This window comes from Streptomyces sp. NBC_01261, assembly GCF_036226385.1.
Lineage (GTDB): Bacteria > Actinomycetota > Actinomycetes > Streptomycetales > Streptomycetaceae > Streptomyces.
This window is the reverse complement of the sequence record NZ_CP108463.1, coordinates 6,674,044-6,696,216: the sequence shown is the minus strand read 5'-3', so window position 1 is coordinate 6,696,216 and position 22,173 is coordinate 6,674,044. Positions and strand designations below refer to the sequence as shown.

The 22,173-nt window shown below is 71.2% G+C and carries 23 protein-coding genes; 16 read left to right on the top strand and 7 right to left on the bottom strand.

Annotation, left to right across the window (positions count from 1 at the left end; genetic code table 11):
- The first annotated feature begins 22 nt into the window (after positions 1–22).
- Entirely contained in the window at positions 23–397 is a 375-nt protein-coding gene (locus OG226_RS29845) for a hypothetical protein (RefSeq protein ID WP_033284364.1), read from the top strand.
- Between the two features lie 8 nt (positions 398–405).
- Here the strand turns inward: OG226_RS29845 and OG226_RS29840 are convergent, their stop codons facing one another.
- The 3 genes from OG226_RS29840 to OG226_RS29830 form a co-directional block, all read right to left on the bottom strand.
- A complete protein-coding gene (locus OG226_RS29840; protein WP_329350564.1) occupies positions 406–999 on the bottom strand; it encodes a hypothetical protein in 594 nt (197 codons plus the stop codon).
- A 120-nt stretch (positions 1,000–1,119) separates the two neighbouring features.
- Entirely contained in the window at positions 1,120–1,974 is an 855-nt protein-coding gene (locus OG226_RS29835) for a MurR/RpiR family transcriptional regulator (protein WP_329353546.1), read from the bottom strand.
- A gap of 62 nt (positions 1,975–2,036) precedes the next feature.
- Positions 2,037–3,908 (bottom strand): aromatic amino acid ammonia-lyase, encoded by a 1,872-nt coding sequence (locus tag OG226_RS29830; RefSeq protein ID WP_329350563.1) that lies wholly within the window; start codon positions 3,906–3,908, stop codon positions 2,037–2,039.
- A gap of 142 nt (positions 3,909–4,050) precedes the next feature.
- On the opposite strand from OG226_RS29830, the gene OG226_RS29825 reads away from it, so the two are divergent.
- From OG226_RS29825 to OG226_RS29795, 7 genes are all read left to right on the top strand, one after another.
- On the top strand, positions 4,051–5,106 hold the full coding sequence (locus OG226_RS29825; protein WP_329350562.1) for an ABC transporter ATP-binding protein: 1,056 nt from the start codon (positions 4,051–4,053) through the stop codon (positions 5,104–5,106).
- Positions 5,103–5,744 (top strand): ABC transporter permease, encoded by a 642-nt coding sequence (locus OG226_RS29820; protein WP_328682814.1) that lies wholly within the window; start codon positions 5,103–5,105, stop codon positions 5,742–5,744. Before OG226_RS29825 ends, OG226_RS29820 begins: the two co-directional genes overlap by 4 nt.
- Positions 5,744–6,406: an ABC transporter permease gene (locus tag OG226_RS29815; RefSeq protein ID WP_328682812.1), complete on the top strand. Its 663-nt coding sequence runs from the start codon at positions 5,744–5,746 to the stop codon at positions 6,404–6,406. The genes OG226_RS29820 and OG226_RS29815 overlap by 1 nt, the downstream gene beginning before the upstream one ends.
- 19 nt (positions 6,407–6,425) lie before the next feature.
- A complete protein-coding gene (locus tag OG226_RS29810) occupies positions 6,426–7,361 on the top strand; it encodes an ABC transporter substrate-binding protein (RefSeq protein WP_328682810.1) in 936 nt (311 codons plus the stop codon).
- Positions 7,362–7,470: 109 nt separating this feature from the next.
- Positions 7,471–8,139, top strand: coding sequence for a carbonic anhydrase (locus tag OG226_RS29805; protein WP_328682809.1), 669 nt, complete (start codon positions 7,471–7,473; stop codon positions 8,137–8,139).
- 48 nt (positions 8,140–8,187) lie between these two features.
- Entirely contained in the window at positions 8,188–9,786 is a 1,599-nt protein-coding gene (locus OG226_RS29800; protein ID WP_328682805.1) for a SulP family inorganic anion transporter, read from the top strand.
- 19 nt (positions 9,787–9,805) lie between these two features.
- The gene (locus tag OG226_RS29795) at positions 9,806–10,240 is read left to right on the top strand and encodes a hypothetical protein (protein ID WP_328686464.1); all 435 of its coding nucleotides are present in this window, start codon (positions 9,806–9,808) and stop codon (positions 10,238–10,240) included.
- A gap of 9 nt (positions 10,241–10,249) precedes the next feature.
- Here OG226_RS29795 and OG226_RS29790 read toward each other — a convergent pair whose 3' ends face one another.
- Positions 10,250–11,011 carry an SDR family oxidoreductase gene (locus OG226_RS29790; protein ID WP_328682803.1) on the bottom strand — a complete coding sequence of 254 codons (762 nt, stop codon included), beginning with the start codon at positions 11,009–11,011 and terminating at the stop codon, positions 10,250–10,252.
- 287 nt (positions 11,012–11,298) lie between these two features.
- Here OG226_RS29790 and OG226_RS29785 point away from each other — a divergent pair, with 287 nt between their 5' ends.
- The 4 genes from OG226_RS29785 (at position 11,299) to OG226_RS29770 (ending at position 14,871) form a co-directional block, all read left to right on the top strand.
- Positions 11,299–12,324 (top strand): Lrp/AsnC family transcriptional regulator, encoded by a 1,026-nt coding sequence (locus OG226_RS29785; RefSeq protein ID WP_329350561.1) that lies wholly within the window; start codon positions 11,299–11,301, stop codon positions 12,322–12,324.
- 192 nt (positions 12,325–12,516) lie between these two features.
- Positions 12,517–13,386, top strand: a complete 870-nt coding sequence (locus tag OG226_RS29780; protein WP_329350560.1) for an oxidoreductase — start codon at positions 12,517–12,519, stop codon at positions 13,384–13,386.
- A gap of 44 nt (positions 13,387–13,430) precedes the next feature.
- Entirely contained in the window at positions 13,431–13,991 is a 561-nt protein-coding gene (locus OG226_RS29775) for an NADPH-dependent FMN reductase (protein WP_329350559.1), read from the top strand.
- Between the two features lie 10 nt (positions 13,992–14,001).
- Positions 14,002–14,871: a helix-turn-helix transcriptional regulator gene (locus tag OG226_RS29770; RefSeq protein WP_329350558.1), complete on the top strand. Its 870-nt coding sequence runs from the start codon at positions 14,002–14,004 to the stop codon at positions 14,869–14,871.
- Between the two features lie 347 nt (positions 14,872–15,218).
- Here the strand turns inward: OG226_RS29770 and OG226_RS29765 are convergent, their stop codons facing one another.
- Positions 15,219–16,610, bottom strand: a complete 1,392-nt coding sequence (locus tag OG226_RS29765; protein ID WP_328682793.1) for a cystathionine beta-synthase — start codon at positions 16,608–16,610, stop codon at positions 15,219–15,221.
- Between the two features lie 146 nt (positions 16,611–16,756).
- Between OG226_RS29765 and OG226_RS29760 the strand changes: the two genes are divergently transcribed.
- The 3 genes from OG226_RS29760 (at position 16,757) to OG226_RS29750 (ending at position 20,294) form a co-directional block, all read left to right on the top strand.
- On the top strand, positions 16,757–17,794 hold the full coding sequence (locus tag OG226_RS29760; protein ID WP_328682792.1) for an SGNH/GDSL hydrolase family protein: 1,038 nt from the start codon (positions 16,757–16,759) through the stop codon (positions 17,792–17,794).
- Between the two features lie 216 nt (positions 17,795–18,010).
- Positions 18,011–19,231 (top strand): acetyl-CoA C-acetyltransferase, encoded by a 1,221-nt coding sequence (locus OG226_RS29755; protein WP_329350557.1) that lies wholly within the window; start codon positions 18,011–18,013, stop codon positions 19,229–19,231.
- Positions 19,232–19,505: 274 nt separating this feature from the next.
- Positions 19,506–20,294: a hypothetical protein gene (locus OG226_RS29750; RefSeq protein ID WP_328682789.1), complete on the top strand. Its 789-nt coding sequence runs from the start codon at positions 19,506–19,508 to the stop codon at positions 20,292–20,294.
- 161 nt (positions 20,295–20,455) lie between these two features.
- Here the strand turns inward: OG226_RS29750 and OG226_RS29745 are convergent, their stop codons facing one another.
- The gene (locus OG226_RS29745) at positions 20,456–20,767 is read right to left on the bottom strand and encodes a hypothetical protein (RefSeq protein WP_329350556.1); all 312 of its coding nucleotides are present in this window, start codon (positions 20,765–20,767) and stop codon (positions 20,456–20,458) included.
- Positions 20,768–20,869: 102 nt separating this feature from the next.
- Between OG226_RS29745 and OG226_RS29740 the strand changes: the two genes are divergently transcribed.
- Positions 20,870–21,100, top strand: a complete 231-nt coding sequence (locus tag OG226_RS29740) for a DUF4287 domain-containing protein (RefSeq protein ID WP_026151524.1) — start codon at positions 20,870–20,872, stop codon at positions 21,098–21,100.
- Between the two features lie 69 nt (positions 21,101–21,169).
- On the opposite strand, the gene OG226_RS29735 is transcribed toward OG226_RS29740, so the two are convergent.
- The gene (locus OG226_RS29735) at positions 21,170–22,057 is read right to left on the bottom strand and encodes a Bax inhibitor-1/YccA family protein (protein WP_328682785.1); all 888 of its coding nucleotides are present in this window, start codon (positions 22,055–22,057) and stop codon (positions 21,170–21,172) included.
- Between the last annotated feature and the right edge of the window lie 116 nt (positions 22,058–22,173).

Here is a 22,173-nt window from a genome sequence, read left to right as displayed (position 1 = left end):
ACGGAACCAAAGGAGCACTGTCATGGCCAACACCGAAACCTCCCTCAAAGAGGCGCTGACCTCCATCGAGGGCGCGACCGGGGTCGCGCTCGTCGACTACACCAGCGGTATGGCGCTCGGCACGATGGGCGGCAGCAAGACCTTCGACCTCGGCGTCGCCGCCGCCGGGAACACCGACGTCGTGCGCTCCAAGCTGCGCACGATGGAACACCTCGGCCTGAAGGGCGAGATCGAGGACATCCTTATCACCCTGTCCAGCCAGTACCACCTGATCCGTCTGCTCAAGGGGCGCGGCGGCAACGGCCTCTTCCTCTACCTGGTGCTGGATGCCGGCCGCGCCAACCTGGCGATGGCCAGGCACCAGTTGAAGAAGATCGAGGCGGACCTGGAGGTCTAGAACCCCGGCTACGCGAAGACGTCGCTGCGGCGGCGCGCCCCGCCCGGGGTCGCGTCGCCCGCGGCGATGCCGGTGGAGCGGTAACCCCTGACCGGCTTGCCGGCGGGGGCGCCGTCGCGCTTGTCCAGCCAGTCCACGCGGATCCACAGCAGCACGTCGTCGGCGCGCTCGCGGCGGCCCAGCCAGGCGGCCTTGAGGCGCAGCCCGGCACCGGCACCGGCGAGCAGCATGCCGCCCGCCGCGGGCACGGCGAACCCACTGGCCAGCGCGAGGGCGAAGGCGAGGACGAGCCACCAGCGGTGGGCGCGACGCCAGTTCCGGGTGCTCACCGCGCGGTCCTGGAGCACGTCGTGCTTCCCGGCCCGGACGGCGCCGCGGGCCAGCGCGGTGTAGCGCCTGCGACGCGCGTACGACACCGCGAGCGCCGCGATGATGAACAGCGCGGCCCCGGCCATCACCCCGATCCGGCGCCCCGTGATGCCGGGCAGCAGCACCCCGACACCCGCCGCCAGCACCCCGAACCACCACATCGGGGCCGCTCCGGCCCGTATGACGACTGCCACTCGGGCCAGCCCCTGGACTCTGCGATCTCCGCGTGCCACGTCCCGCCTCCTGGTCGTGCCGGCACAGTTCTGTCCGGCCGGGAGACTAGTGAGCGAACGTGAGACGAGTCTGAGAAGACACCGGAAGGGACAGGAAGACACCGGACGGGACAGGGTGTCTCACTCCACGAACAGCCCCCGCGCCGCCGCCCGCGCGTCGAACTCCTCCAGCCTCGCCTGCGCGTCCGGCAGGTCGTCGCACATCGCCTCCAGGAGGACCCGGCCCAGCAGCATCGGGGCGCAGGCCGTGTCGAAGGCGAGGCCGGTGCCGACGGCGGCCGGGATCAGCAGATCGGAGACCTTGGCGACGGGGGCGAACGCCGAGTCCGCGACGGTGACGACGGTCAGGCCCGCCTCCCTCGCGTACGCCAGGGTGTCGACGACCTCGCGCGGGTGCCGGGGCAGCGCGAAGCAGAGCAGGGTGGTGGCGCCGGCCCGGACGGCCGCGTCGATCCGGTCGTGGATCATCGTGCCGCCCTCGTTGAGCAGCCGTACGTCCGGGTGGACCTTGGCGGCGAAGTACGCGAAGCCGTACGCCTGGGAAGCCGCCGCGCGCAGGCCGAGGACGGGCAGCGGGCGCGAGGCGGCGAGCAGCCGGCCGGCCTTCGCGACCGGGCGGGGGTCGGCCAGTATCTCGGCGAGGTGCTTCAGGTTCTCGATCTCGGCTTCCACGGCCTGCTGGTACTCGTTGTACGACGCCGTGTCCGGGGCCGACTCCGAGGGCGCGACCTCGCGGAGGTGTTTGCGCAGCGCCGGGTAGCCGTCGAAGCCGAGGGCGACCGCGAAGCGGGTCACGGAGGGCTGGCTGACGCCGGCGAGTTCGGCGAGTTCGACGCTGGAGAGGAACGGCACGTCGGCGGCGCGGCGCACCATGCTGTGCGCGATGCGCCGCTGGGTCGGCGTGAGCCGGTGCCCCTCGAAGAGCGCCTGCAGCCGTGCGGCCGGGCTGTCGCTCACACCCGCACTCCTGTCCATCGCCGAGTCCACGACCGCATCCGCGCTCCCCTCCGCCATCCCCTCCACACTCCTGTCCACGCTCATGACGTGCTCCCCCTCCAGATCTCGGTGAACCGGTCCAGCAGTCCCGCCGCCGCCGTCACATCGTCCGTGAGCGGCCGGTCCGCCGTCTCGTCGTCGAGCACCGATTCGGCCAGCTCCAGTGCGCGGCCGACCGGGAGTTCCGGGTCGGGCCGCAGTCCGCGCTGTCGCAACGCCCGTACGGCGGCGACCAGTTCGCAGCCGACGACGAGACGGTACGCGCGGCAGGCGCGCAGTGTCTGACGTGCGGCGAGCGAGGCGAAGCTGGCCTGTTCCTCGACGCCCCGGGAGAGTACAGCGTGGCCGAGCGAGGCGGGAGCCGAGAACGCGCGCAGGTCGCCGAGGGCGGCGGCAGCGGCGTACTCCAGGATCATCACGCCGGAGGAGGCGGCCTCGTTGTCCGCGAGGAACGGCTTGAGGCGGGTGAACGCGGGCTCGTTCAGCGAGGAGAGCCGGGATGTGGACAGCCGGGCGACCTGGGTGAGCGCGAGCCTGAAGTGGTCCAGGGCGAGGACGAGTTGGGCCTGGTAGAAGCCGCCGTGGTGGTAGGCGGTCATGTCCTCGGCGGAGATGAAGGGGTTCTCGGCGGCGGCGTTGATCTCGATCGCGAGCACCGCCTCCAACGCGTCCGCCGCGTCATGCGCGGGCCCATGGATCTGCGGCAGACACCGGAACCCGTACGGGTCCTGAATCCGCCCGAGGGGCGGGGTGGGCCGGTCGGCGGCCCCGATCAACTCCCGCATCCGCCGGGCGACTTCGGTCGACCCCCGATGCGGCCGAGCGGCGTGCACCGGCGCGGCATACGGCTCGTGCGACCCGTCGACGGCGAGCAACGAAAGCGCCCCGACGACTTGGGTCGCCCCGATCAGCCCGCGCAACTCGTGCAGCGCGAGGGCGGATTGGCCGAGGGTGAGGGCGTTGCTGCTGATGAGCGCGAGCGCGTCATTGTTGTCGAGGGGCTGGGGCTCGGGAACTCCGGCGAGGGCGTGGGGATCGGTAACTCCGGCTAGGGCACGAGCACTTGGGGCATGGGGATCACGGCCGCCGGAACCCTCGACGCCGCCAAGGCCGGAGTCCTCGGTATCGCGGCCGACGAAACCCTGAGCGCCACGGCCACCGGAAACACTCGCACCACGGCCATCGAGGCCCTCGGCGTAACGCCGCCCGAAGCCCTCGCCATCACCATCACCAGGCCCCCCGAAAGCCCCGGCACCGGCGCCGGCGAAACCCCCGCCGTCGCGATCCCCGGCGCCGCGCCCGCCGGAATCCCCGGCACCGAGCCCTCCGAAAGTCCCCGCACCCCGCCCGCCGGAACCCGCCACACCCGGCCCCACCCCCCGCCAGGGATGCTCCCCCACCAACGCCAACCCCACCTGCGCCAGTGCCGCGATGTCCCCCGTCCCCACCGAACCGAACTCGTTGACGACCGGATACACGCCGTTCTCCAGTGCCTCGCACAGGGCCGTGACGACCGTGGGCCGTAGTCCCGCGCCCCCCGCCAGCAACTGGTTGGCCCGGACCGCGAGCATCGCGCGGACCTCCCGGGCCGGGAGTTCGTCGCCGATCGCGCCCGCGTGGCTGCGGAGGAGCCGCAGGCCGTGTTCGGCCGCCGCCTCCGTGGGTACGTCCTCGTTCCGGTTGGCGCCGACGCCGGTCGAGCGGCCGTAGACGCGGCCGGTCGCGGCGATCTGGCGGGCCGCGTCCCAGGACTCGGTCGCGCGCTTCATCGCGTCGGTGCCGGGGACCGGGCGGGCGTCCCCGTCGGCGAGGCGTACGACGTCGGTGACCCCGAAGCCGACCCCGTCGAGGACGACCAGATCGGTGCCTCCGGACAGCGCCACATCAGAGGCGTCCACGATCTGAGACGACATAAGGCGACGAACTCCCCTCAATCAGGACACTCGATCTTGCCTGCCGGGCATCCGTTACTTCGGATTAACGCGGAGACATTGACAAACTATTCAGACACCGAGAACTCTGCATGACGTTATACAGCCGGGCAAGGGACAACTCATGATCCAGTTCGACGCGGTCCACAAACGCTTCCCCAACGGCACGACAGCAGTTCACGACCTCTCCCTGGAGATGCCGGAAGGCGGGGTCACCGTACTGGTCGGTTCCTCCGGTTGCGGCAAGACGACCACCCTTCGGATGATCAACCGGATGATCGACCCGACCTCGGGCGTCATCAAGGTCGGCGGCAAGGACGTCACCCAGCAGGACGCGGCCGAACTGCGCCGCTCCATCGGGTACGTCATCCAGCAGTCGGGGCTCTTCCCGCACCGCACCGTCCTCGACAACATCGCCACCGTGCCGCTGCTCCTGGGCCACGGACGGAAGAAGGCCAGGGCCCGCGCGGCCGAACTCCTTGAGACCGTCGGGCTCGCCGCCGACGCCGGCAAGCGGTACCCGCACCAGCTCTCCGGCGGCCAGCAGCAGCGCGTCGGCGTGGCCCGCGCGCTCGCCGCCGACCCGCCAGTGCTCCTGATGGACGAGCCCTTCGGCGCCGTCGACCCGGTCGTGCGCACTCAGCTCCAGGACGAACTCCTGCGCCTGCAGAGGGATTTGAACAAGACCATCGTCTTCGTCACGCACGACGTCGACGAAGCCGTACGGCTCGGCGACCGCATCGCGATCTTCCGCACCGGCGGCCACCTCGTCCAGTGCGCGGCCCCCGCCGAACTCCTCGCCCGCCCGGCCGACGACTTCGTCGCCGACTTCCTCGGCGCCGAACGCGGCCTCAAGCTGCTCTCCCTGAAGACCCTCGCCGAGGTCCCGCAGGGCCCGGCCCCCGAGGGCGGCACCTGGACCCTGGTCGTGGACGAGGCCCGCAAGCCCCTCCACTGGGCGGCGAAGGATGCCGAGATACCCGTACGACCCCTGACGGACGGCGACTCCCTCCTCGCCGCCCTCAACGAGTCCGTCGCCTCCCCGAACGGCCTGATCGCCCGCGTCGACGCGGCCGGCGTCCTCACCGGCGTCTCCTCCCGCGACGACATCCACACCCACGCGGGCCAGGCCCACGCGGAAGCGCGGACACACACGGAGACCGAGGCGGCCGCCGCATGACCATCGACTGGTCGTGGATAGGCGACCACACCGACGACCTCACCAGCCTCACGTTCTCGCACCTCCAGGCCGCGATGACCGCCGTCTTCCTGGGCCTGCTGATCTCGCTCCCGCTGGCGGTCGTGGCCCACCGCGTCCGCCCGCTCCGGGGCTTCCTGCTCGGCCTGTCGAACGTCCTGTTCACGATCCCGTCGATCGCGATCTTCGTGCTCCTGCTCCCGATCAGCGGCCTGACCCGCACCACGACCGTGATCGGCCTGACGGTCTACACGCTGGTCGTGCTGCTGCGGAACACGGTCGAGGGCCTCGACTCGGTCCCCGCGAGGACGAAGGAGGCCGCGAAGGCGATGGGCACGCGCCCCCTGCGCACGCTCCTCACCGTCGAACTCCCCCTCGCGCTCCCGGTGATCATGGCCGGCGTCCGCATCGCGACCGTCATGTCGATCTCGCTCGTCTCGGTCGCGACCTACATCGGCGACGGCGGCCTCGGCCAGCTCTTCACCGACGGCTTCCAGCGCGACTTCCCGACGCCGGTCATCGTCGGCGTCGTCCTGACCCTGCTGCTGGCCGTGGTCGCGGACGCGGCCCTGGTCGCCCTCCAGTACGTCCTCACCCCGTGGAAGAGGCGGCGAGCCTGATGTTCGAACTCTTCAAGAACCTCGGCAAGTGGCTGACCAGCGGCTCCCAGTGGGCCGGCACGGACGGCATCGCGCACCGCCTCGCCGAGCACCTCCAGTACTCGCTGCTCGCGACCCTCGTCGCGGCCGTGATCGGTCTCCCGCTCGGCCTGCTGATCGGCCACACCGGCAAGGGCGCGTTCCTCGCGATCAACCTCGCCTCCTTCGGCCGCGCCCTGCCGACCGTCGGCCTGGTCGTCCTGGTCTTCCTGGCGAGCGGCCTGTCGATGTGGCCGGTGTACATCGCGCTGGTCGCCCTCGCCGTCCCGTCCATCGTCACGAACACCTACGCCGGGATGACGGCCGTGGATCCGGACGTGAAGGACGCGGCACGCGGGCAGGGCATGCGCGGCCACCAGGTGCTGTTCCAGGTCGAGTTGCCCCTCGCGCTCCCCCTGATCATGACCGGCCTGCGGCTCGCGCTCATCCAGGTGGTCTCCACGGCCACCGTCGCCGCGTACGTCTCCTTCGGGGGCCTCGGCCGCTACGTCTTCGACGGACTCGCCCAACGCGACCTCGTGCAGGTGCTCGGCGGGGCGGTGCTCGTCGCCCTGGTGGCCATCGTCCTGGACCTCGGCCTGTCCGCCCTGCAGCGCTTCCTCTTCCGCCACCGCACCGCCTAGGGAAACCGGGAACTCCGAAATGAACCGTCGCACCCTCCTCGGCGCCCTCGCCGGAACGGCCGTCGCCGTCCCCGTCCTGTCCTCCTGCGCGAGCGGCGTCACCTCGCTGGACGGCGGGGGCTCCGCCGGCGGTGGCAGCGCCTCCAGCAAGAACGGCGTCACCGTCGGCACCGCCAACTTCACCGAGAACCAGGTCCTCGGCTACCTCTACGCCGCCGCCCTCGAAGCGGCCGGCGTGAAGGTCAAGGTCCGCCCCAACCTCGGCACCCGCGAGATCGTCTTCCCCGCCCTCAAGAGCGGCGACATCGACCTCCTCCCCGAGTACCAGGGCTCCCTGCTCACCTACCTCCAGCCCAGGTCCAAGGTCGCGGAGGCGGGCGAGATGCAGAACGCCCTCACCCTCGCCCTCCCCGCCGGCCTCCAGGTCCTGCCCTACGGCATCGCCGAGGACGCGGACTGCTTCGTCGTCACCCGCGCGACCGCCAGGAAGTACGGCCTCACCTCGCTGGCCGACCTGGCGAAGCACAACGGCAGGCTGACCCTCGGCGCCTCCGCCGAGGTGAAGACCCGTCAGGTGGGCGTCGTAGGACTGAAGGATGTCTACGGCGTGGAGTTCAAGGAGTTCAAGTCCCTTGATTCCGACGGGCCGTTGGTGAAGGGCGCCCTGAAGAAGGGCGATGTGGACGTGGCGAACCTGTTCACCACCGACACCGACATCAAGGCCAACGACTGGGTCGTCCTGACCGATCCCAGGACCCTGATTCCCAGTCAGCACATCGTCCCGCTGATCGCCGACCGCGTGGCCGACCCCACCGTCCGCAAGGCGCTCGCGCGGCTCGGCAACCTGCTCACGACGGCCCAACTCACCGAGCTGAACCGCCAGGTGGACAAGGACAAGAAGGACCCGGAGGACGTGGCGAACACGTACGCGAAGCAGCACGGCATCACGAAGTAATGGCCCGTTGATGATCTGACGAGGGATCAGTCAAGTGTCGTTAAATCGGCACTCTCGGTAACTGATCGCATGCGTAGGGTGATTGCACGCCCACCACCTGAGGAAACGCATGGCCTCGAACCGCAGGGCCTTTCTGACGGCCACCGCCGCAGGCGCGCTGGCCACCGCCCCTACGACCGCCACCGTCGCCGTCGGCCCACCGCCCCACCCGGCCACCGCCCCCGCCGCGCTCGCCGAACTCCTGGACGGCAACCGCCGCTACGCCACCGACCACTCCCGCCACCCGGACGAGAGCCGCCGACTCCGTCACCAACTGGCCACCGCACAGCACCCGTTCGCGGTGATCGTCGGCTGCATCGACTCCCGGGTGCCGCCGGAGCTGGTCTTCGACCAGGGCCTCGGCGACCTGTTGTGCATAAGGACGGCCGGCGAGGTCCTGGACGAGGCGGTGCTCGCGTCCATCCAGTACGGGGTGGAGGAACTGCGCATCCCCCTGGTGCTGGTGCTCGGCCACGAGCGCTGCGGCGCGGTGGCGGCGACCCTCGCACACCTGGAGACCGGCGCCCCCGTCCCCGGCCATCTCGCCCTCCTGGTCGACGAGATCAGCCCGGCCGCGCGCCGCACCCGCGCCCTGCCCGGTGACTGGGCCGAGCACACCATGCGGGCCCACACGGCCTGGGTCCGGGACGCGATCCGCGCCGACCCCGCCTTCACCTCCGCGCATGTCGTCGCGGCCCGCTTCGACCTCGACACGGGGCTCGTGTCGCTGCTGCCCTAGCCCCGACTCCCGCTGCCGTAGGACCACTTCCCCCACACGAAGAAGCTCATGAACATGAACGGCGTGCTCTCCGTCCTGCCCTCCCCCGCCGACTTCCGCACCATGACCCGCGCCCCGCGCCGCGATCTGCTGTGCGGCCTCACCGTCGCCGTCGTGGCGCTCCCCCTGGCCCTGGGATTCGGGGTCACGTCCGGTCTCGGCGCCGCCTCCGGACTGATCACCGCGATCGTCGCGGGCTCGCTCGCCGCGCTGTTCGGCGGCTCCGCGCGCCAGGTCAGCGGGCCGACCGGCGCGATGACCGTGGTCCTCGTCCCGATCGTCCACGAGTACGGCGCGAACGGCGTCCTGACGGTCGGTCTGGTCTCCGGCTTCATGCTCCTCGTGCTCGCCTTCGCCCGCGCGGGAGCGGCGATGGCGTACGTCCCCGCACCCGTGATCGCCGGTTTCACGATCGGCATCGCGTGTGTGATCGGGCTCCAGCAGGTGCCGTCGGCGCTGGGGGTGCCCACCCCGGGCGGTGACCAGGTCGCGGTGGTCGCGGCCCGGGCGGCGGAGGAGTTCGACGCGACCCCGCACTGGGCGGCGTTGCTCCTCGCCCTCGGCTCGGCCGCGCTGATGCTGGCCGGGGCGCGCTGGAAGCCCACAGTTCCCTTCTCCCTGGCGGCAGTTGCCGTGGCTACGATCGTCTCGGAGGCCCTGCGCCTGCACGTCACCCGGCTGGGCACGCTCCCGTCCTCGATCCCGGCCCCGTCCCTCGCCTTCCTGGACGTGTCCCGGGTCCCCTCGCTCCTCCTCCCCGCAGCGGCGGTAGCCGCACTGGCCGCCCTGGAATCCCTCCTGTCCGCCTCGGTCGCGGACGCGATGCGCCCCGGCGAGCGCCACGACCCCGGCAAGGAACTCTTCGGCCAGGGCATCGCCAACCTCGCGGCCCCGCTCTTCGGCGGTGTCCCGGCCACGGGCGCCATCGCCCGCACCGCGGTCAACGTCCGCACCGGCGCCACCTCCCGCCTGGCCGCGCTCGCGCACGCCGTGATCCTCGCCGGGATCGTCGCGGTCGCGGCGCCGCTGGTGGGCCGTATCCCGCTGGCCGCGCTGGCCGGAGTGCTGCTGGCGACGGCGATCCGCATGGTGGAGACGGACGCGGTCCGCGCGATGGCCCGCTCGACGCACGGCGACGCCCTGGTCCTGGTCCTCACCGCGGCCGGCACCCTCGCCCTCGACCTGGTGCGCGCGGTGCTCATCGGCCTCGGTGTCTCGGTCCTGCTCGCCCTGCGCGCGGCGATGCGCGGCACCCGCCTGACCCCGGCCACGACCGACGAACTCCCGGGCGCGGCAGGCACGGTGACGTACCGCTTCGACGGCCCGCTCCTCTTCGCCGCCGCCCACCGCTTCCGCCGCGGCCTCGCCGACGTCCAGGACGTGACAGCCGTAGATCTACGGCTGTCAGGGCTGACGGCGGTCGACGCGACGGGCGCGCTCGCGCTGAGGGACGCGGTGGGCGAGCTGCGGGACCGGGGTATCGAGGTGAGCATCACGGGTGTCGAGCACGGTCATCGCCGGGTGCTGGAGTCGCTCGGGGTGCTCCCGGTGAACCCGACGTCCAACAGGGGGGCTATCCCCAGTGCAGCGGGCGCGGCGGCTCCCTAATCTGAGTCGCATGACGGGAATGGACGGGAACGACGTCGAACTCAAGAAGGAACTCAACGCCACCCTGCAGGCGCGCAGGGAACTGGGCGACGAGTACGAGTCGGCGCTGGTCGACTCGTTCCTGGAGAAGGTCGACCAGCGGATCGACGGCGCGGTGGAGCGCCGCGTGCGCCGGCAGATGGCCGAGCAGCAGATGGTGGCCGCCCGCGGCTCGCGCGGACCGAAGCCCACCGACTCGTGGGGCGAACGCTTCGGTTTCGGCATCGTCTCGATGGTCCTGGCGATCCCGCTGTCCGCGATCGGCGGCGGCATCGCCCACCTCCCCGGCCTGCTGGTGGCCTGGGCCGGCATCGTCGGTGTCAACGCCGTCCAGGCCGCCCGCACCACCCCGGGGCTCTTCGGCGGCCGACGCGCGAAGTCCTCCCGGTCCGCGGACGACGCGTGGGAGGACTGACCGTCCCGGTCACGCCTGGCGGGTCGGCAGCACCACGATCTGTCGCAGGTTGACGTGCCGGGCGCGGCTCGCCGCGTAGGCCACGACGTCGGCGACCTCCTCGGCGGACAGTCCGCCCAACGCCCCGAACAGCTCGTCCAGTTGGGCGCTCATCTCGGCGCTGCCGACGTGCGTCCCCAGCTCGGTGTCGGTCAGCCCCGGCTCGATGTTGGTGACCCGCACGTCACGGGGCCCGAACTCGGAGCGCAGCGACTGGGAGATGTGGGTGACGGCGGCCTTGGTGGCTCCGTAGACCGCGTAGCCGGGGAACATGACGTGCGCGCCGATCGACGAGATGTTCACCAGGTCCGCGGTACGGCCCTCCCCGGCCGCCGCCACCAGGTCCCCGGTGAAGGCGCGGACGACGCGCAGGACGCCGGTCACGTTGGTGTCGAGCATCCGCCGCCACTCGTCGATCCGCCCGTCGTCGACGGGGTGCGGCAGCATGACACCGGCGGCGTTGACGACCAGGTCGACGGTCCCGTACATGTCGTGGACGCGCGCGGCGGCCTCCTCCACGGACGCGTCGTCGGTGACATCGGCGACGACCGCGAGGGCCTCTCCGCCCTCGGCCCGGATCTTCCCGACGATCGCGTCCAGCCGTTCCCCGCGCCGGGCCAGCAGCGCCACCCGCGCCCCGTTCGCGGCCAGTTGAACGGCGACGGCCTGGCCGATCCCGCTGGCTGCGCCGGTGACGACGGCGGTACGGCCGGCCAGATTCTCGTACGACATGAGGTGCTCCTGTGGTGGGTGCCACCGGGGCGGTTCCCCGGCGACACCCACCACACTGGTCCGGTGCGTCGGGGCTACCCAGGGATGCGTTTTTCCTGGGTCTGGCAGTACCAGGTTCGGAGGCGGCCGGGTCGGGGAGGGGGACTTCGTCATCGGGGGATCCCTTTCGCAGGGCACGGTGGGCCAGGGCACCACGGTCGCCCCGCACCGCCCGCCGCCCCCAGCCAGACCGTCACGTGGCGGCCGAAGCTCCATGACATTCGATGAAAAGCCCCTACGCTTCCGTCATGGATGCGACGGACCGGCGGATCGTTCAATGCCTGCTGCGTGACGGGCGGGCGTCCTTCCGGCGTATCGCCGAGGTGGCCGAGGTCTCCGAGCAGACCGTGGCCCGCCGCTACCGCGCCCTGGTCGCCGACGGCGCCGTCCGCGTGCGCGCCCTGCCCCGCCACGCGCTGCTCGGCGACCGGACCTGGTTCGTCCGGGTCCGGTGCCGTCCCGACGCCACCGACACCCTGGCGGACGCGCTGGCCGCCCGCGAGGACACCGCCTACGTCAGCGTCACCTCCGGCGGCTCCGAAATCGTGTGCCAGACCCACACCGGCCTCCGCGACCAGGGCGGATCGGTGCTGCAACGCCTGCCGCGCACCGCCCGGGTGCTGGGCTTCGACGCGTGTGCGGTCATGCACATGTACCTGGGCAGCGGCGCCGAGTGGCTGGCTTTCGACGACCCTCTCACCGACGACCGGGCGGCTCTGCTCCACGCCTCCGACCAGCGGCAGCGCGCCACCACCGGCGAAGACGGAGACAGAGGCGGAGCGGTGGTCCAGGACGTCCGGAACGCGGGAGCGCCGCGCGAGCAGGACGGCCCGCTGATGACCGAACTCGCCCGCGACGGACGCGCCGGAGTCGTCGAACTCGCCCGCGCCTGCGGCTGGTCGAAGTCCCGGGTCTCCGCGCGGCTGGAGGAACTGCTCGCGGCGGGTGCCCTGCGCGTCGCCGTGGACCTGGCCTACCCGCGCTTCGGCTTCCACGCCCCCGCCTACCTGTGGCTCACCGTCGCCCCCGGCCGGCTGGACGCCACCGGCGAGGCCCTCTCCGCCCACCCCGAGACCACCTTCGCCGCGGCCGTCACCGGCTCCGCCAACCTCCTGGTGACGGTCACCTGCCGCACCATGGACGACCTCTACTCCTACGTCACCACCAAGGTCGGCGCCCTCGACGCGGTCCATCAGGTCGACGTCGTCCCGGTCCTGCACCGCCTCAAGCAGGCGGGCACCCGACTCCGCGACGGCCGCCTGATCCCGGCCTGACCGACGCCTTCACCACAGGGCGCGGCGCTGCACGATACGCCGGTCGAGTCGATCCGGGACGGAAGTACCGGACGCCCTGATCTCCCCCATTGGAGGTTCGGCGCGCTTCTGCCGTGATCGGCTGTCGGTTCCGTCATCGCGGCGGCAGTGTTGGGACCCACCCCCGAGTGTGTTCTCAGCAAGGAGTTCGCGATGAGCGACGTACTTCCCGGCGGCACCCTGCGCCTGTCCGAGACCCTGACCCCGACCCGCGTCGGCTACGGCACCCTCCAGCTGGCCGGGCCCATGGCCTACGGCCCACCCCGCGACCGTGACGAGGCCCTGGCCGTCCTGCGCGCCGCGGTCGAGGCGGGCATCACGCACCTCGACACCAGCGACTACTACGGCCCGCACCTGGTGAACGGGCTGGTCCGTGAGGCCCTGCACCCCTATCGCGAGGGCCTGCACATCGCCACCAAGGTCGGCGCGCGCCGCACGGCCGAGCGAGGGTGGCCCGCGGCGCTGTCGCGGCCGGAGCTGGTGCGGGCCGTCCACGACAACCTGGACCACCTGGGCCTGGAGGCGCTGGACCTGGTGAACCTGCGGATGACCGACACCCTGGCGGCGGACGACATCGTCGAGCCGTTCACGGTCCTGGCCGAGCTGCGCGACCAGGGCCTGATCCGCAGCCTCGGCGTCAGCAACGTCAGCGCGGAGCAGGTCGAGGCCGCGCGGCGGATCGCACCGGTGGTCGCGGTGCAGAACCACTACAACGTCGCCTTCCGTCAGGACGACGCCCTGGTGGACCGGTGCGCCGAACAGGGCATCGCGTTCGTGCCCTTCTGGCCGCTGGGCGGGTTCCGGCCGCTACAGGCCAAGGCGTTGGAACAGGTCGCGGCCGAACTCGGCGCCACAGCGCGGCAGATCGCCCTCGCGTGGCTGCTGCACCGCTCCCCCACGATGCTGCTGATCCCCGGCACCTCCACCCGCGCCCACCTCGCCGAGAACATCGCCGCCGCGACGATCGGCCTGTCGTCGGAGACGCTGCGCACCTTGGACGCCATCGCCGGCCCCGCCGTCTGACCTCCTCGCTCCCCTCCTCCCGACCTCCCCTGGAGTCCGCCGTCATGCCGCAACCGCAGCCATCCGCCGCCCCTCACCGCACCCTGGTCCTGTCCGGAAGCCTGCGCGCGGGGGCCGTCACCACTCAGGTCGCCCTCGCGGCCGTGGCCCAGGACCGTCCCGAACACGAAGTCATCCTGGCCGCCACCTTGGACCAACTCCCCCTGTTCAACGAGGACTTGGACACCGAACCCGCCCCGCCCGGCGTGGCCGCCCTGCGCGCCCAGGTCAGCTCCGCCGGCAGCCTGCTGGTCCTGAGCCCGGTCAACAACGGCAGCATCTCGGCCGCCCTGAAGAACGCCCTGGACTGGCTCTCCCGCCCCCGCGACGACTCGCCCCTCGCCGGAAAGCCCGCCACCGGCCTGGTCATCGGCTACCACTCCCACGGCGCGGAAGCCCACCTGGAGACGATCCTCCGCGCCACCGGCGCCCGCACCACCCCCGCCCCGACCCCCGTACTGAGCCCGCGCGCCGTCACCGGGAACCAGACCGCCCACGACCCGAAGGTCACCACCGTCGTGGCTGAGGTCCTCGCCGCCCTCTCCCCGCCTCGAACACGGCACTAGCATCGAACCCATGGACGGGGACATCGGAGACTTCCTGCGCTCACGCCGTGCTCGTATCCAGCCCGAGGACGTGGGGCTGCCCTCGCACGGGCGCCGTCGTGTGCCAGGGCTGCGCCGCGAGGAGGTGGCGCAGCTGGCCGGGGTGAGCGTCGACTACTACATCCGGCTCGAACAGGGCCGCGGGCCGGGGAGCCCCTCCCGGACGAAGTCCGGGGGAGTGTCCGACGCGGTGCTCGACGCGATCGCCCGCGTGCTGCGCCTGGACGACACGGAACACGCCTACCTGCGTACGGTGGCCCGCCCCCAACGCGGGAAGAAGGACCGGACGCCCGCGCCCGGGGTCCGCCCCGGTGTCCAGGTGCTGCTGGACGGCATGGACCGCATGCCGGCGTTCGTGCTCGGCCCGCGGATGGACGTGCTGGCGTGGAACACGCTCGCCGACGCGCTGAGCGGCTTCAGCCGCATGCCCCCGGCCGTGCGCAACATCCCGCGCCAGGTGTTCCTCGACCCGGCCTCGCGCGACCTCTACCCCGACTGGGCCGAGGTCGCCGCACAGGCCGTCGCCAACCTGCGGGTGACCTCGGGCCGCGGCGACGACCCCGAGCTGAGCGCCTTGGTCGCTGAACTCTCCCTCCGGAGCGAGGACTTCCGCCGCCTGTGGGCCGACCACGAGGTCAAGGAGTGCGCCTACGGCGTGAAGCGCGTGCGGCACCTGGTCGCGGGCCTGCTGACGCTGCCGTACGAAACACTCGCGGTACCGGGGGAGTTGGACCGGACGATCGTGGTCTACACACCGGAGCCGGGTTCGGAGACGGCGGAGCGCCTTGCGCTGCTGGGGAGTTGGGCCACGACGGGGCCCGCGGGACCTACGGGGCCGTAGCCGATGTGGCCGTAGAAAAAGCTGTGCGCGGGGACCGCCGCACCCCCCGTTGCCGGGAGGGCGGGACGACGGCGGTCCCCGCGAGGGACGCGTGCCGGGTCAGGACCGGGCGTGCGCGTCCTAGGCGTCGGTGGAGGTCCGGGAGCCGCTCCGGAGGTCCGTGACGCCGTTTTTGTGCCGGCGAGGCGGGGAGCCGCTCCCGCCCTGCCGACATCCACCAATCTGCCCGACGCTTGTTAAGCGTGTGCTGCGTGGACGTGACGCCCTCGTACCACTTCCGCGAAGTCCGCCATTTCGGTGGGCAACCGCAAAGTCGCCGTCGGCACGGCCCGTTCACCGGACGTTTCCTACTGCTTCCCGCCCTTGGCGAGGAAGGACAGCAGGTCCTGCCGGCTGATGACACCGGTCGGCTTGCCCTCGACCAGGACGATCGCGGCGTCGGCGGCGCCGAGCACGGTCATCAGGTCGCCCACCGGCTCACCGGAGCCGACCTGCGGCAGCGGGGCCGACATGTGCTTCTCCAGCGGGTCGGTCAGCGAGGCGCGCTGGGTGAACAGGGCGTCCAGCAGCTCCCGTTCGACGACCGAGCCGACGACCTCCGCCGCCATGACGTCCGGGTGGCCGGCGCCCGGCTTCACGATCGGCATCTGCGAGACGCCGTACTCGCGCAGCACCTCGATGGCCTCGCCGACCGACTCCTCCGGGTGCATGTGCACGAGGGACGGGATGGCGCCGTGCACCTTGTCGTTGAGGACGTCGGCGACGCGGGCGCTGGGACCCTCGTCCTCCAGGAAGCCGTAGTCGGCCATCCACTCGTCGTTGAAGATCTTCGAGAGGTACCCGCGCCCGCTGTCGGGGAGGAGTACGACCACGACGTCGTCGGGGCCGAGCCGCTCGGCGACCCGCAGCGCGGCCACGACGGCCATGCCGCAGGAGCCGCCGACGAGCAGCCCCTCCTCCTTGGCCAGCCGACGGGTCATCTGGAAGGAGTCCTTGTCGGACACGGCGACGATCTCGTCCGCCACGGTCCGGTCGTAGGCGGTCGGCCAGAAGTCCTCACCGACACCCTCGACGAGATACGGCCGCCCGGACCCGCCGGAGTAGACCGACCCCTCGGGGTCGGCGCCGACGACCTGCACCCGGCCCTCACTGGCGTCCTTGAGGTAGCGCCCGGTGCCGGAGATGGTCCCGCCGGTCCCCACGCCCGCGACGAAGTGGGTGATCTTCCCCTCGGTCTGCTGCCACAGCTCGGGGCCGGTCGAGTGGTAGTGGGAGAGGGGGTTGTTGGGGTTGGAGTACTGGTCCGGCTTCCAGGCACCCGGCGTCTCACGGACCAGGCGGTCGGAGACGTTGTAGTACGAGTCCGGGTGCTCGGGGTCCACCGCGGTCGGGCACACGACCACCTCGGCGCCGTACGCGCGCAGCACGTTGATCTTGTCGGTGGACACCTTGTCGGGGCACACGAAGATGCAGTGGTACCCCTTCTGCTGGGCGACGATGGCCAGGCCGACGCCGGTGTTGCCGCTGGTCGGCTCGACGATGGTGCCGCCGGGCTGAAGCTCCCCGCTCTTCTCGGCCGCCTCGATCATGCGCAGCGCGATGCGGTCCTTCACGGATCCGCCGGGGTTGAAGTACTCCACCTTGGCCAGAACGGTCGCCTGGATGCCCGCGGTCACGCTGTTGAGCCTCAGCAGCGGGGTGTTGCCGACGAGGCTGATCATCGAGTCGTGGAATTGCACCGTTGTCTCCGGTTGCTGCAAAGAAGTGTCGTGAATGGTCCTGTCAGCGTAAGGCCCCGAAATGACGTTCACCGCCCGTTGAGATTGGACGACGTGCTGTTCGGGGCAAGGAGTGGATGACGGCTACGAGGAGGTGGCGGCGACGTATGACGAGGATGTCGAGGGCGCGGGTGGCCCGGCGGATCGCGGCCGGTGCGGCGTACGGCGGTGGCGGGGTCGGACTGGTGGGCGCGGCGGCGATCGGGCTGGTGCTGGCCGAGGTCCGCTTCGTGAAACGGCATGTGGGCAACGACCATGCGCCGGGCAGTAACCATGTGCCGAGCGCGGACGGCCGGTACGGACATGTCTACGACACCCCGGGTGAACCCCCGATCCGGCTGACCATGCTCGGCGACTCCACGGCGGCGGGCCAGGGTGTCCACCGGGCGGCGCAGACACCGGGCGCGCTGCTGGCGTCCGGGCTCGCGGCGGTCTCGGAACGCCCGGTCGAGCTGCACAACGTGGCACTCCCGGGCGCGCAGTCCGACGACCTGGACCGCCAGGTGGCGCTCGCCCTCGCGGACACCACCCGGGTACCCGACGTCTGCGTGATCATGATCGGCGCGAACGACGTCACCCACCGCATGCACCCGACCCGCTCGGTCCGCCACCTCTCGGCGACGGTACGGCGGCTGCGCACGGCCGGCGCCGAGGTGGTCGTCGGCACCTGTCCCGACCTCGGGACGGTCGAGCAGGTCCAGCAGCCGCTGCGCTGGCTGGCCCGCCGCGCGTCCAGACAGCTGGCCGCGGCCCAGACGATCGGCACGGTCGAGCAGGGCGGCCGCACGGTGTCGTTGGGCGACCTGCTGGGCCCCGAGTTCGCGGCGAACCCCCGCGAGCTGTTCGGCCCGGACAACTTCCACCCCTCGGCGGAGGGCTACGCGACGGCGGCGATGGCCGTCCTGCCGACGGTGTGCGCCGCCCTGGGCCTCTGGCCGGCGGAAGAGGACCGCCCGGACGCGTCCCGCCGCGAGGGCTTCCTGCCGGTGGCCCGCGCCGCCGCGGAGGCGGCTTCGGAGCCGGGCACGGAGGTCACGGCGGCGATGCCGACCGGGCCACGGGGTCCGTGGGCGTTGCTGAAGCGGCGGAAGCGGCGCCGGGTACCGGAACCCGAGGCGGCACCTTCCAGCCCGTCCGGCGTTTGAGGACGAGGCCCCTTCAGGGCCGATGGGGGTCTGGGGGCGCAGCCCCGAGGGACGCCCACCCCCACCGGCCCGCCCGCCCATCCTCCAAAGGCCCAAGCAAGCGCTTAGAAAACTGCGGTCAGGGTCACACAGCGATCCCCGTGACCTGCGCCATACGTGCGGGTAACTTCCCAAGAAAGCCGTGCCAGTCCCCGCACATACGCCAATGGAGCCGTGATGCCCGAAGCCGTCATCGTCTCGACCGCCCGCTCCCCCATCGGCCGCGCCGTCAAGGGCTCCCTCAAGGACCTGCGCCCCGACGACCTCACCGCCACGATCATCCAGGCCGCCCTCGCCAAGATCCCCGAGCTGGACCCGAAGCTCATCGAGGACCTGATGCTCGGCTGCGGCCTCCCCGGCGGCGAGCAGGGCTACAACCTCGGCCGGATCGTCGCCGTACAGATGGGCATGGACCACCTGCCGGGCTGCACGATCACCCGCTACTGTTCCTCGTCCCTCCAGACCAGCCGCATGGCCCTGCACGCCATCAAGGCCGGCGAGGGCGACGTCTTCATCTCGGCCGGCGTCGAGATGGTCTCCCGTTACGCCAAGGGCAGCTCGGACGGCCTCCCGGGCACCACGAACCCGATCTTCGACGGGGCGCAGGCGCGCACCGTCGCCACCGCCACGTCCGAGGGCTCCAGCTGGCACGACCCGCGTGAGGACGGCCTGCTCCCCGACCCGTACATCGCGATGGGCCAGACCGCGGAGAACCTCGCCCGGATCAAGGGCGTCACCCGCCAGGACATGGACGAGTTCGGCGTCCGCTCGCAGAACCTCGCCGAGGAAGCCATCAAGAACGGCTTCTGGGAGCGCGAGATCACCCCGGTCACGCTGCCCGACGGCACGGTCGTGTCGAAGGACGACGGCCCGCGCGCCGGCGTCACCCTGGAGGGCGTCTCCGGCCTCAAGCCGGTGTTCCGCCCCGACGGCCTGGTCACGGCCGGCAACTGCTGCCCGCTGAACGACGGCGCCGCCGCGGTGGTCATCATGAGCGACACGAAGGCCCGCGAGCTCGGCCTCACGCCGCTGGCCCGGATCGTGGCGACCGGCGTCTCCGGCCTCTCCCCCGAGATCATGGGCCTCGGCCCGGTCGAGGCGTCCAAGCAGGCGCTGGGCCGTGCCGGTCTCACCGTCGACGACATCGACCTGTTCGAGATCAACGAGGCGTTCGCCGCCCAGGTGATCCCGTCCTACCGCGACCTGAACATCCCGCTGGAGAAGCTGAACGTGAACGGCGGCGCGATCGCCGTCGGCCACCCCTTCGGCATGACCGGCGCCCGCATCACCGGCACGCTGATCAACTCCCTCCAGTTCCACGACAAGCAGTTCGGCCTGGAGACGATGTGCGTCGGCGGCGGCCAGGGCATGGCGATGGTCATCGAGCGCCTCAGCTGACCAACTCCCCGTAATCGCACGGGAACTTTGCGTCACCTCTTGGCCCGGAACCCAGTAACCACCTGGGTTCTGGGCCGATTTGTGATCCAATCTCCCCCAGGATGTGACCTATCTCCCTTCGAAGAGGGATTTTCCCAGGTCAGGGCCGTTTCACCACCAAACATCGGGCCCAAAGTCCTGCCCGTTTCGTGACGTTACGCACTGACAGCTGGTTAGTCCGCCCCTCAAGCTGATGTAGGAAGTCGGGGGTCGACTTTGAACCGGGAGTACGTCAGTGAGCGTCATGCCGATCGCTTTGCTGCTCACCACGGCCGCCACAGGCGCCGTGGGCGTCGCCGTCCTGCGCACCCTCTTGGTGCTCCGTCGACAGGTGGCGGACCTGCACACCGAACTGGCCGAGGGCCGGGCCGCCGCCGTACGGGCGCTCGTGCCCGCCGCCCGCAGCCACACCGACGCGGATGAGATACGCGCCGCCGTGGCCGAGGCGCTGGCCGAGGAGCGGGAGCGGGAACTGGCCGAGGCGCGAGCCTTCTGGGCCGCCCAGGAGTCCCGCGACACCGAGGTGCCGACCCTGCTGGGTCTGCCCGACAGCGAGCTGTTCCTGCCCCGCCAGAGCGACTTCGTGGGCCTGGAACCGCTGGAGCCGGTCACCGAGCTGTCCGCGGACGCCGACGAGTTCGCCGGCGAGTCACCCGAACTGGCCGCGGCCCGTCGCCGCCACCCGTCCCACCCGGACTTCGTCCCGGCCCAGTCGCCGACGGCGAACGACCACGAACGCACGGTGGCGACGCTGGAGGAGCTGGCCGAGTCCGCCGTAGAACTGGCCGACGTCCGCCCGGGCCCCCTGGGCACCCTCGATGTCTACGTCTTCGCCGACGGCACCACCCTCTGCATGACCCCGGGCCACCGCGAAACCGCCGAACGCCTCGCAGCGGCCCTCCACGCGGGCGAAACCCCGTTCCTGCTGGGCGGCTCGGGAGTATCGGGCGCCTACACGTTGACGTTCGCGTGCGGCGAGGAGAACGTCTACATCCTGGCGGACAGGGTCATAGCGTCGCTTTGATTTCCGGGGTGCGCCGGTTCGTTGTCGGGTGCGGGCGAGTGGGGGCTGGTCGCGCAGTTCCCCGCGCCCCTGAAAAACACGGCGGGCCCTGCGTTTTTGGTCTTTAGGGGCGCGGGGAACTGCGCGACCAGCCACGACGCGCCCGCAGCCGCCAACGCACCTCAGACCCCCGCCCTCTTCTGCGCCTCCGCAACCAACACGAGCGCCTCATCAACCTCGGCGTCATTCACCAACACGAGCGCGAAGTCATGCACAGCCACGGTGATTTGGTCGGCGGCGGCAAACATCCCCGCGTCAGGCATCTCCCGAGGCTCCACCCCGGGCTCCTCCACCAACTGCGCCCGCCGAGTCATTTCCCTGGCCAGCACCAGCGCCTCCGCGGCAGCGCCCCGTTGCAACCGACTCTGCGGCGCAGCCCTGAGCCGGTCCGCAAAGTGATCCACCGCTTGAGTCAACCGCGTCGTATCCACCACGTCGCGAGACTACGCGCCGTACCGGGACTGTTGCCAACGGGCGAACGCTCAGGCACGGTGACCTGAAGGACCGGCTTACACCCCATGCGTCCGGAGGCGCCGATGTCCCAAGTGTTCTCCCAGGAGACCCACCGCAACATGCTCGCCCGCATCCCTCACTGCACCGGTCGTGAAGTGTCCGACTGGCTGCGCACCGTCGACGAAGGCCCCGCCCTCTTCCGCTTCGAGGAGAAGGTCAGCTGGCTCCGCGCCGAGCACGACCTCGCGTACGGCCACGCCAAGGCGATCATTCACGAGTACGACCTGAGGAGGGCCGCGCGCAAACTGCTCTAGGCGCGCACCACGGACATGACGAAGGGCCCCGGGAACGAACCCGGGGCCCTTTCGCGATCGTGCGGACCGCTAGTTGTTGCTGTTGAGGATCGAGAGAAGTCGCAGGAACTCCATGTAGATCCACACCAGCGTCAGCGTGAGCCCGAAGGCCGCGAGCCAGGCCTCTTCCTTGGGCGCGCCGTAGGCGATCCCGTCCTCGACCTGCTTGAAGTCGAGGGCGAGGAAGCACGCGCCGAGGATGATCCCGACGACGCCGAAGAAGATGCCGAGCGGACCGCTGCGGAAGCCGAGGCCGTCACCGCCGCCGAACACCGAGAACAGCAGGTTCACGACCATCAGCAGCACGAAGCCGAGCGCGGCCGCCATCACGAAGCCGTAGAACCGGCGGTTCACGCGGATCCAGCCCGCGCGGTACGCGATGAGCACACCGGCGAAGACCGCCATCGTGCCGATCACGGCCTGCATGGCCGCGCCGCTCGCGATGCGGTTGTCGACGACGCTGGAGACGACGCCGAGGAAGACGCCTTCCAGTGCGGCGTACGACAGGATCAGCGCCGGGACGGGCTTGCGCTTGAAGGACTGGACGAACGCCAGGACCATCGCGACCAGCGCGGCGCCGATCCCGATGCCGTACGAACGGCCGATGTTGGCGTCGTCGACCGGAAGCAGCGCCCAGGCGAGCGCGGCCGTCACGATCAGCGTGCCGAGGGTGGTGCCGGTGCGCAGGACGACGTCGTCCATGGTCATCCGGCCGGTGGTGGCCGGGGCCTGCGGCGGTGCACCCTGCTGAAGGTCCTGCTGGGCGTACGGGTTCTGCGCGTACGGGTTGCCGCCCGCGTAGGGGTTGCCCTGCGTGCCTACGGCGGGGCCCCCGGCCTGCGGCGCGGTGTTGAAGCCCGCGTAGCCGTTGTCGCGGCTGAACCCCCGTCGCGAGAAGACCGGGTTTCTGCTCCTCATTTCACTCCTCCATGGCCGCCTCGCGCGGCCTTGGGCTCAAGAGTAATAGGTAGGCAAAGGATTGACCCTACCTCTTGGGGAGGATCTTCCCCTCGTCCTGCCAAGGTACGCGGTGG

Bases quoted from the DNA above. Each gene is read 5' to 3' on its own strand.
- OG226_RS29805 (WP_328682809.1), top strand. From the start codon at position 7,471: ATGGCCTCGAACCGCAGGGCCTTTCTGACGGCCACCGCCGCAGGCGCG.
- OG226_RS29835 (WP_329353546.1), bottom strand. From the start codon at position 1,974: ATGGACAGGAGTGCGGGTGTGAGCGACAGCCCGGCCGCACGGCTGCAG.
- OG226_RS29800 (WP_328682805.1), top strand. From the start codon at position 8,188: ATGAACATGAACGGCGTGCTCTCCGTCCTGCCCTCCCCCGCCGACTTC.
- OG226_RS29815 (WP_328682812.1), top strand. From the start codon at position 5,744: ATGTTCGAACTCTTCAAGAACCTCGGCAAGTGGCTGACCAGCGGCTCC.
- OG226_RS29830 (WP_329350563.1), bottom strand. From the start codon at position 3,908: ATGTCGTCTCAGATCGTGGACGCCTCTGATGTGGCGCTGTCCGGAGGC.
- OG226_RS29770 (WP_329350558.1), top strand. From the start codon at position 14,002: ATGGACGGGGACATCGGAGACTTCCTGCGCTCACGCCGTGCTCGTATC.
- OG226_RS29845 (WP_033284364.1), top strand. From the start codon at position 23: ATGGCCAACACCGAAACCTCCCTCAAAGAGGCGCTGACCTCCATCGAG.
- OG226_RS29775 (WP_329350559.1), top strand. From the start codon at position 13,431: ATGCCGCAACCGCAGCCATCCGCCGCCCCTCACCGCACCCTGGTCCTG.
- OG226_RS29795 (WP_328686464.1), top strand. From the start codon at position 9,806: ATGGACGGGAACGACGTCGAACTCAAGAAGGAACTCAACGCCACCCTG.
- OG226_RS29755 (WP_329350557.1), top strand. From the start codon at position 18,011: ATGCCCGAAGCCGTCATCGTCTCGACCGCCCGCTCCCCCATCGGCCGC.
- OG226_RS29825 (WP_329350562.1), top strand. From the start codon at position 4,051: ATGATCCAGTTCGACGCGGTCCACAAACGCTTCCCCAACGGCACGACA.
- OG226_RS29785 (WP_329350561.1), top strand. From the start codon at position 11,299: ATGGATGCGACGGACCGGCGGATCGTTCAATGCCTGCTGCGTGACGGG.
- OG226_RS29735 (WP_328682785.1), bottom strand. From the start codon at position 22,057: ATGAGGAGCAGAAACCCGGTCTTCTCGCGACGGGGGTTCAGCCGCGAC.
- OG226_RS29820 (WP_328682814.1), top strand. From the start codon at position 5,103: ATGACCATCGACTGGTCGTGGATAGGCGACCACACCGACGACCTCACC.
- OG226_RS29790 (WP_328682803.1), bottom strand. From the start codon at position 11,011: ATGTCGTACGAGAATCTGGCCGGCCGTACCGCCGTCGTCACCGGCGCA.
- OG226_RS29780 (WP_329350560.1), top strand. From the start codon at position 12,517: ATGAGCGACGTACTTCCCGGCGGCACCCTGCGCCTGTCCGAGACCCTG.
- OG226_RS29810 (WP_328682810.1), top strand. From the start codon at position 6,426: ATGAACCGTCGCACCCTCCTCGGCGCCCTCGCCGGAACGGCCGTCGCC.
- OG226_RS29760 (WP_328682792.1), top strand. From the start codon at position 16,757: ATGACGAGGATGTCGAGGGCGCGGGTGGCCCGGCGGATCGCGGCCGGT.
- OG226_RS29740 (WP_026151524.1), top strand. From the start codon at position 20,870: ATGTCCCAAGTGTTCTCCCAGGAGACCCACCGCAACATGCTCGCCCGC.